Source organism: Halovulum sp. GXIMD14793 (assembly GCF_054457435.1).
On record NZ_JBTLNE010000034.1, the window covers coordinates 32,325 to 39,958 of the forward strand.

Genomic DNA, 7,634 nt, shown 5'->3' on the forward strand with positions numbered 1-7,634 from the left:
CGCACCGGGGCGGTGGCTTGCCCCCAATGAACCGCTCAGCGCACCGCATAAATATCGATCCGATCCTGTTTCTGGGACCGGCGATCGCGCTTTTGCTTGTGTTTTTTGTCGCGCCGATCGTGGTGAATATCCTTGTCGCCTTCTCGGACATGAACCAGACGGTGCGGTTTGAGGATTTCCCAACCACGCGGCAGTTCAACAAGCTGGGAAAATTCGATGACGAAGCGCTGCTGGGCATTTCGCTCAGGTCATCGTTTTTCAAGGCGCTGGCGCTGACCGGCATCTTCGTCTTTTTCACCCTCGCGCTGTTCAATGTCGGCCTCGCCCTGCTGCTGGCATTGATGACAACGGCTGTGCCGCCACGGATGGGTGCGGTGTTCCGCGCGATCTGGCTGCTGCCACGGATGAGCCCCTCGGTCGTTTACGCACTGCTCTGGCTGTGGGTCATCGACAGTTCGGAGCGCGGGTTGTTCAATCAGGTGCTGCTCTGGCTGGGGATGGATCCGATCAACCTGAAACTGGATCACCCCATGGCCGTGATCGTCGTGGCAAACGGGCTGATCGGGGCGTCGCTGGGAATGATTATCTTTACCAGCGCGATCCGCTCGATCCCCGAGCATCTGTTTCATGCCGCAAAGGCAGACGGGGCCGGGCCGCTGTCGATTGTGCGGCATGTGATCATGCCCGCGTTGCGCTGGCCGCTGTCCTATATCACGATCTACCAGTCGCTCGCCCTGCTGGTGTCGTTTGAATACATCTTCCTGATCATGGGCCCTGCAAGGTCGACCATGACTATGGCTATGCTGTCCTACACCAAGACACTTGCCCCACAGATCGGCGGCGGGGCCTATGCCTATGGCGCGGCGATTGCGCTGATCCTGATCGTTGTCGGGATCATTGTCGCCCTGGTGGCCTGGCGGCTGACCAATATGAAATCGCTCCTGCAGGAGCCCCGGATTGATGTGATGCGATGACGGATACGGCCACAGACTGGACCCGGCTGGCGACGCGCGAGGTTGCGCGGCGGCGGATTGGGCTGGCGGTAGTGACGCTGTTTCTGGCCGCTGTCTCGATCCCGATTGTACTGCCCTATTTCTGGATGGTGATGATCGCCTTTACGGCCAAGACCGGCGATGCAAACAGTGATACGCTTTGGAAAGCGCTGGCCATTCTGGTGCCGGTGATCCTTGTGATTGTCGTGATCCGGCAAGTCATCCCGGCGCGGTGGCGGCTTTGGGCCGGGCTGGGTGCGGTGGCGCTGATCGTCGGGTTAATCTGGATGGTGCTGGGCGACGATCTGCATCTGCGGAACTTTCGCTTCATGGTCAATCCGAACGTGATCGAGGATACCAAGGGCCAAGCAACCGCAGGCGGTCAGTACCCCTGGGTCTGGACGGCGTTTTTCAATTCGTTGCTGTTGGCGACAACGCAGATGGTGATCGTCGTAACGGTCTCGACCCTTGCTGGCTATTACCTGTCGCGCTTTGCCTTCAAGGGACGGGCGGCGTTTCTGCAAGGGCTGCTTGTGTTGCAGGCCTTTCCCGCCATCACGCTGGTCATTCCGATTTTCCTGATTGTCTACTGGGTCGGGCTGCTGAACTCTCTGGTTGCGCCAATCCTTGTGCTGACCGCGCTGGAACTGCCATTTTTCATCTTCATCATGAAAGGCTTTTTCGATGCCGTCCCCTGGGATATCGAAATGTCCGCCATGGCTGATGGCGCAACCCGGCAGCAGGCGTTCCGGCTGGTGGTACTGCCGCAGGTGCGCATGGGCATGATCGCGGTTGGGGTCTTTGCCTTTATCAAGGGCTGGGAAGAATACGTCTTTGTCACCGGGCTGAGCACTGGCAACTCCTACTGGGTGATGTCGACCTATCTTTACTATGTGCGAGAGGACGTGATGGGCGTGGATTACGGCCTCGTTGCGGCTGTGTCCGTGCTTTATGTTCTGCCCTCGCTGATCCTTTACCTGTTTGCACAGAAATACCTGACCCAGATGACAGTGGGCGGGGTGAAAGGCTGATCCATGGCGCGTGTTGAGCTGAAGAACCTGTCCAAGGCATGGGGCGAAGAGGTCGCCGTCGATGGCATTGATCTGCGGATCGAGGATAGGGAATTTGTCGCCATCCTCGGCCCTTCGGGCTGCGGCAAATCCACCACGCTGTTCATGCTGGCCGGGGTCTATAAACCGACCGGCGGCGAGATCCTGTTCGATGATGCCACCGTGAATGAGGTGGAGGCGCGCGACCGCAATATCGGCATCGTGTTCCAGTCCTACGCGCTTTATCCGAATATGTCGGTTCTTGGGAACATCATGTTCCCGATGCGCTTTCAGAAGGTCCCGGATGCCGAGAACCGCGCGCGCGAGATGGCCGATCTGGTACAGGTCGGGGCGCTGTTGGACCGCAAGCCAAGCCAGCTGTCCGGTGGTCAGCAACAACGCGTCGCGTTGGCCCGGGCCTTGGTCAAACGACCCAACCTTTTGCTGCTGGATGAGCCGCTTTCGAACCTTGATGCCACCTTGCGCCTGACCATGCGCGCTGAAATCCGGCGGATCACCCGCGAACTTGGCGTGACCACGATCCTTGTGACCCATGACCAGCTTGAGGCGACAACCATGGCCGACCGCGTGGTCTGCATGCGCGATGGCAAGGTCGAGCAACTGGGAACGGCAGAGGATCTGTATCAGCGGCCCGACACCCTGTTTGTGGGCAGTTTTATCGGTTCCCCGCCCATGAACATGGTGCAGGGGACAGTGCAGAACGGGCGGATGCAGGCAGACGGGCAGGCCATCGCTATTGATACCGACGGAGAGGTCACCTTCGGCATCCGGCCCGAGATGCTGCATGCCGGTGAAACCGGGCTGCCAGCAACCATCACGCAGGTCGAGGCGATGGGGCGCGAGACGCTGTATGGCGTCGACACGGCTTTTGGTTTCTTGCGCTTTCTGGAGCCGACCGCGCAGCCCCGCCATGCCCATGGGGACCGGCTGCACCTGTCATTCGATCCATCCGAAGCACTGGTGTTTGATGCCAAGGGCCACCGGACCGATGCCACTGCACGGCTGATGGAGGCCGCCCATGCCTGATATTATTCGCGAAACAACCGATGAGATGATCCCGCCTGACGAAGCATCACGTGATGCTGCTATCGCACTCAGCGGTGATCAGGATGTGAATGATGAACTGCGCGCCGCCTGGCCCTGCCTGAACACGATCGAGGCTTGCCCGCCCGCCGCCAAACTGCCGCCGCCCACAACCCTGACAATCGCGGCCTGGAATATGGAGCGCTGCAAACGGGTTGAGGACAGCGCCGATCTGATCCGCGCCAGCGGGGCCGATATCGTGCTGGCGACCGAGATGGATCACGGCATGGCCCGCTCGGACCAGCGCCACACCACCCGCGATCTGGCCAGGCTGCTGGGCTTTGGCTACGTCTTCGGGACAGAGTTTGTTGAGCTGGGAACGGGTGACGCCTATGAAACCGGCCTTTTCGCCGATACCCCGAACCAGCACGGCCTGCATGGCAATGCGATCCTGTCCCGCTATCCCCTGAAAGACCCGGCTATGCTGCCGGTTGAGGATGGTGGCACCTGGTTTGTCGGCGCGCCCAAAGATGACGGGCAGCTGCGCATCGGCGGACGGATGGCGATTGCCGCGCAGGTCAAGACTGCCGGCGGCAAGGTCACCCTTGCCTCGGTTCATTTCGAAAGCCAAAGCGATGCTGACGGGCGGGCGGAGCAGACAAAGCGCCTGCTAAAAGCGCTTGATAAGACCTATGACGAAGATGCCGCTGTCATTGGCGGTGATCTGAACACCAAGGCTTTGGCAGAGGCGGGGCTGGACCGGGCTGCAGTTCTTGCAACGCCTGAAGGGGCAGAACCATGCTTTGCCCGCTTTGCCAAGGCCGGGTTCGGATGGCAAACCGCCAATACCGGCTGGCCGACAACCCGCGCAGCCCCCGGCCGGCCTGTCAGCTATCCGCTGAAATCCCTCGACTGGATGTTTACCCGATCTGTGTCCGCAAGCGATGCACGTGTCATCGCCGCGGTTTCACCAAGGGGCGACTACCTGTCCGACCACGAATTGATCATCGCAAGGATCGCGCCATGAAACCGCACCTCGTCTGTCACCGGGGGGCCTCGTTGCAAGCCCCTGAAAACACCTTTGCCGCTGCCCGGGCAGCGTTGGACAAGGGCGCGCATGTGATCGAACTGGATGTCCGCGAAACCGCAGATGGCGGCCTATATGTGCTGCATGACCGGACGGTTGACCGCACCACAGATGGCAGCGGTGCGATTGAATTGATGACCGCCGCCGAGGTTGATGCGCTGGATGCGGGCCGCTGGTTCGCCCCCGAGTTTGAGGGCGAGCGGATCCCGCGCCTTGATGCTTATCTCGACGTCCTGAAATCCCGCAACGCCGGTGCCTATGTGGAGGTCAAGTGGTGCAACCCCGATCGTGCCACCGCCATAATCCGCGAGGCAGGCATGTCGGAGGCCAGCTTTACCTTTTCCTTCAAGCCGGAGATGCGCGAGGGGATGCGCCGTGCCGCCCCCGATATGCGCCACATGATCACCCTGTCGATTGCGCGTAACGTCTCGGTCGCGGCCTCGGTCTATGGTGCGTCCCTAGTCGAACTGACCCCGGCCGAAATGCGCCCCGGCGTCATTGAGGCCGCGCGCGAGGCGGGCATGCAGGTCATGGTGTATTACGAGGGCCGCGACCGGGCTGTGTTTCGGCGCATTGCTGATGCAGGCGTCGATTACATCAACCACGATCATCTGGATATCGCATTGTCCGTGCTGGAGGGACAGGCATGAAACTTGTCAGTTACAATATTCAATACGGTCTGGGATCGGACGGGCGCTATGATCTTGCGCGCATCGCCGCCGAGGTGGCCGAGGCCGATATCGTCGCCCTGCAGGAGGTAGACCGGCACTGGAAACGCTCTGGCATGGTCGACAGCCCGGCGGTTCTGGCCGACCATCTGCGGCATCATCACTATGTCTTCGGCGCAAATCTGGATATCGACGCCACGTTCAAGGAAGACGGACGTCTGCACCATCGCCGCAAGCAGTTCGGCACCATGATCCTTAGCCGCTGGCCGATCCTGTCCAGCCGCAACTTCCCCCTGCCGAAATGGGGCGACAGGCGCAACCATTCGATCCAGCAGGGCATTCTTGAGGCGGTGATCGCAACGCCGCTGGGCCCGATCCGGGTCTATTCCGTCCACCTTAGCCATCTATGCCCCGCGACCCGCTTGCCACAGATCGAACGGATCAAGGACATCCTGAAAGCGGCGCCCGAGGAAGGCGGTGCCTGGTGCGGTGGTCATCCCGACCCCAGTTCTGGCTGGCTGGAAGAGGATGAACCACCGATGCCAGAGGCGCATATCCTGATGGGTGATATGAATTTCCCACCTTTGTCCGAGGAATACGACACCCTGATCGGCCCTCGGTCGCAGAGCTATGGCCGCCTGACCAGTCGGCGCGGTTTGGTCGATGCCTGGGTTGAGGCGGGCCACGCCGAAGAAGACGGCTCTACCCACCCGGAGGCGCAAACCCGCATCGACCATTGCTTTGTCTCCGCCGATCTAGCCGACAAGGTGCGCAAGGTCTGGGTGGACGATCAGGCCAAAGGGTCAGATCACTGGCCAGTCTGGGTGGAGATGGGGGCGGGATAAGGGAGCGCACTGGTTAAGTGCCCGCAAGCGGCAGGGTCTTAGCCAACAATCCTTACCATCCCACCCTCCCAGCGACTGAGGATCCAGATCAGGTCTGGTAAGGCAAAGGCCACACAGCCCGCTGTCGGGTGCCGTGGCTTGCGCCACGCATGCAAAAAGATCGCACTGCCCTTTCCCGCGACAACGGGACCCATATTGTAGTCGATCACCCCAATCACATCATACAGCCGGTCCGCCCGCCGCAGTTTTTCCTCGCCCGGGCCATCAGCCAGGATCAGATGGTTATAGCGCGGGTCAGAAGGATCATCACACCAGGCCTGCCGCAACCCGATGGGCTGCGCCCCGGGCAGGCGAACTCGGTCCGGGCGGGCATAAACCTCAGTCAGGCGAAAGCTGCCGCGCGGGGTGATCATGTCGCCTTCGCCGCGTTTCTCGCCAATGCCATTGCGCCCGACAGCACAACAAAACCGCCGCCCTTGGAACAAGGCTCCCCAACGGGTGATCGTCAGGTCGTTGATGGAAGGATTGATGCGTTTCATGGTCCGGCTATCTGGTCAGGATTTGGGTCTGATGGCCAGATGGATTTTGTTAGGCTTGGTTTCACCGTCCACTGCCAGTCACCTCAGCCACGTTTTCCCGACATCTGCGCCGATTCGCGGATCGGTCCGAACACAGCGCTTGTAAGAATACGCAAAGATCGCTGACCTTTCTGTGAGAAATTCTTTCACTCCGTTTCAAGTCTGTCCTGCCGGACCGGTCAAATTGAAACAAACTGCAACGCAGCGACACGTCGCTGTGAAAGATTACCAACCCCGCTGGACCCGCGTGTCAATTCGCAGCATTTTGGCCCGCAACACGCATGATGAGGTCACACAGATGAGCAATCTGAAAAAAATCCTGATGGTCGATGATGACGAAGACCTGCGCGAAGCCCTGGCAGATCAGCTGGTGCTGACCGAGGAATTCGACGTGTTCGAGGCTGACAACGGTGCCCGCGGGCTGGAGCGGGCCAAGGAAGGCCATTACGATCTGGTGATCCTTGATGTCGGCCTGCCCGATATGGATGGGCGCGAGCTGTGCCGTCTGATGCGCAAACAGGGCGTGAAGTGCCCGGTGCTGATGCTGACCGGCCATAACACCGATGCCGATACCATTCTGGGTCTGGATGCTGGTGCGAATGATTACGTTTCGAAACCGTTCAAATTCCCCGTGTTGCTGGCTCGTATCCGCGCACAACTGCGCCAGCATGAACAGTCTGAGGACGCGGTCTTCAATATCGGACCCTATTCGTTCAAACCCGCCGCCAAAATGCTGGTGACTGAAGATGATCAGAAAATCCGTTTGACCGAGAAAGAAACCAACATCCTTAAATACCTCTACCGCGCCGAAAGCGGTGTGGTGGCCCGCGATACGCTGCTGCATGAGGTCTGGGGATATAATGCCGGGGTAACCACCCACACGCTGGAAACCCATATCTACCGGCTGCGGCAAAAGATTGAACCGGACCCATCGAACGCACGTCTGTTGGTTACAGAAAGCGGCGGCTATCGCCTCGCTTCCTGAATGGTTCCCTCGCGTGCCGGGGTCAAGGCGCGCAACCTCCCTGTTGGACTTGGCCCGGGCATCGCCCGGGTCTTTTTTTATTGCACCGGCTTTCGCAATGACTGGCACCAGAGCGTCACGCGAAAAACCTGAATCATCTAACGCTGCCTGAAATCAAAGATTTCAACGCGTTTGATGATGCGTGATGTTTAAGGTATTTCGCGAGACGCTTTAGCTTAGCTTTGCGACAAGAACGGTGGCTGGGCTATCTTGATGAAAGCGTTATTGGGCTAGAGCGCCGTCCTTGAAATCTGAATCGGTGGGATTCCCACGATGCGGATTTTGTGATTCACTATATTTGGAGGTGGAACATGGGCAAATCGCTATCACTGGATATTCGGGAGCGT

General features: G+C 59.5%; 8 protein-coding genes. 7 read left to right on the plus strand and 1 reads right to left on the minus strand.

Annotation, left to right across the window (positions count from 1 at the left end):
- The first annotated feature begins 26 nt into the window (after nt 1–26).
- The 6 genes from ACW9UQ_RS11225 to ACW9UQ_RS11250 are packed head-to-tail and all read left to right on the plus strand — an operon-like array spanning nt 27 to nt 5,685.
- Nucleotides 27–974, plus strand: coding sequence for a carbohydrate ABC transporter permease (locus ACW9UQ_RS11225; RefSeq protein ID WP_458931107.1), 948 nt, complete (start codon nt 27–29; stop codon nt 972–974).
- The gene (locus ACW9UQ_RS11230) at nt 971–2,023 is read left to right on the plus strand and encodes a carbohydrate ABC transporter permease (RefSeq protein WP_458931108.1); all 1,053 of its coding nucleotides are present in this window, start codon (nt 971–973) and stop codon (nt 2,021–2,023) included. Before ACW9UQ_RS11225 ends, ACW9UQ_RS11230 begins: the two co-directional genes overlap by 4 nt.
- A gap of 3 nt (nt 2,024–2,026) precedes the next feature.
- Complete coding sequence (locus ACW9UQ_RS11235) at nt 2,027–3,088, plus strand: ABC transporter ATP-binding protein (protein WP_458931109.1); 1,062 nt, start codon at nt 2,027–2,029, stop codon at nt 3,086–3,088.
- The gene (locus ACW9UQ_RS11240) at nt 3,081–4,112 is read left to right on the plus strand and encodes an endonuclease/exonuclease/phosphatase family protein (RefSeq protein WP_458931110.1); all 1,032 of its coding nucleotides are present in this window, start codon (nt 3,081–3,083) and stop codon (nt 4,110–4,112) included. The genes ACW9UQ_RS11235 and ACW9UQ_RS11240 overlap by 8 nt, the downstream gene beginning before the upstream one ends.
- Nucleotides 4,109–4,822, plus strand: a complete 714-nt coding sequence (locus tag ACW9UQ_RS11245; RefSeq protein ID WP_458931111.1) for a glycerophosphodiester phosphodiesterase — start codon at nt 4,109–4,111, stop codon at nt 4,820–4,822. Before ACW9UQ_RS11240 ends, ACW9UQ_RS11245 begins: the two co-directional genes overlap by 4 nt.
- Nucleotides 4,819–5,685: an endonuclease/exonuclease/phosphatase family protein gene (locus ACW9UQ_RS11250; RefSeq protein WP_458931112.1), complete on the plus strand. Its 867-nt coding sequence runs from the start codon at nt 4,819–4,821 to the stop codon at nt 5,683–5,685. Before ACW9UQ_RS11245 ends, ACW9UQ_RS11250 begins: the two co-directional genes overlap by 4 nt.
- A gap of 38 nt (nt 5,686–5,723) precedes the next feature.
- On the opposite strand, the gene ACW9UQ_RS11255 is transcribed toward ACW9UQ_RS11250, so the two are convergent.
- Nucleotides 5,724–6,224, minus strand: coding sequence for a L,D-transpeptidase family protein (locus tag ACW9UQ_RS11255; protein ID WP_458931113.1), 501 nt, complete (start codon nt 6,222–6,224; stop codon nt 5,724–5,726).
- Between the two features lie 337 nt (nt 6,225–6,561).
- Between ACW9UQ_RS11255 and ACW9UQ_RS11260 the strand changes: the two genes are divergently transcribed.
- Nucleotides 6,562–7,248, plus strand: a complete 687-nt coding sequence (locus ACW9UQ_RS11260) for a response regulator transcription factor (protein WP_458931114.1) — start codon at nt 6,562–6,564, stop codon at nt 7,246–7,248.
- Nucleotides 7,249–7,634 lie beyond the last annotated feature (386 nt).

Excerpts from the sequence above, each read along its gene's own strand:
- ACW9UQ_RS11225 (WP_458931107.1), top strand. The coding sequence starts at position 27 with ATGAACCGCTCAGCGCACCGCATAAATATCGATCCGATCCTGTTTCTG.
- ACW9UQ_RS11240 (WP_458931110.1), top strand. The coding sequence starts at position 3,081 with ATGCCTGATATTATTCGCGAAACAACCGATGAGATGATCCCGCCTGAC.
- ACW9UQ_RS11235 (WP_458931109.1), top strand. The coding sequence starts at position 2,027 with ATGGCGCGTGTTGAGCTGAAGAACCTGTCCAAGGCATGGGGCGAAGAG.
- ACW9UQ_RS11260 (WP_458931114.1), top strand. The coding sequence starts at position 6,562 with ATGAGCAATCTGAAAAAAATCCTGATGGTCGATGATGACGAAGACCTG.
- ACW9UQ_RS11255 (WP_458931113.1), bottom strand. The coding sequence starts at position 6,224 with ATGAAACGCATCAATCCTTCCATCAACGACCTGACGATCACCCGTTGG.
- ACW9UQ_RS11245 (WP_458931111.1), top strand. The coding sequence starts at position 4,109 with ATGAAACCGCACCTCGTCTGTCACCGGGGGGCCTCGTTGCAAGCCCCT.
- ACW9UQ_RS11250 (WP_458931112.1), top strand. The coding sequence starts at position 4,819 with ATGAAACTTGTCAGTTACAATATTCAATACGGTCTGGGATCGGACGGG.
- ACW9UQ_RS11230 (WP_458931108.1), top strand. The coding sequence starts at position 971 with ATGACGGATACGGCCACAGACTGGACCCGGCTGGCGACGCGCGAGGTT.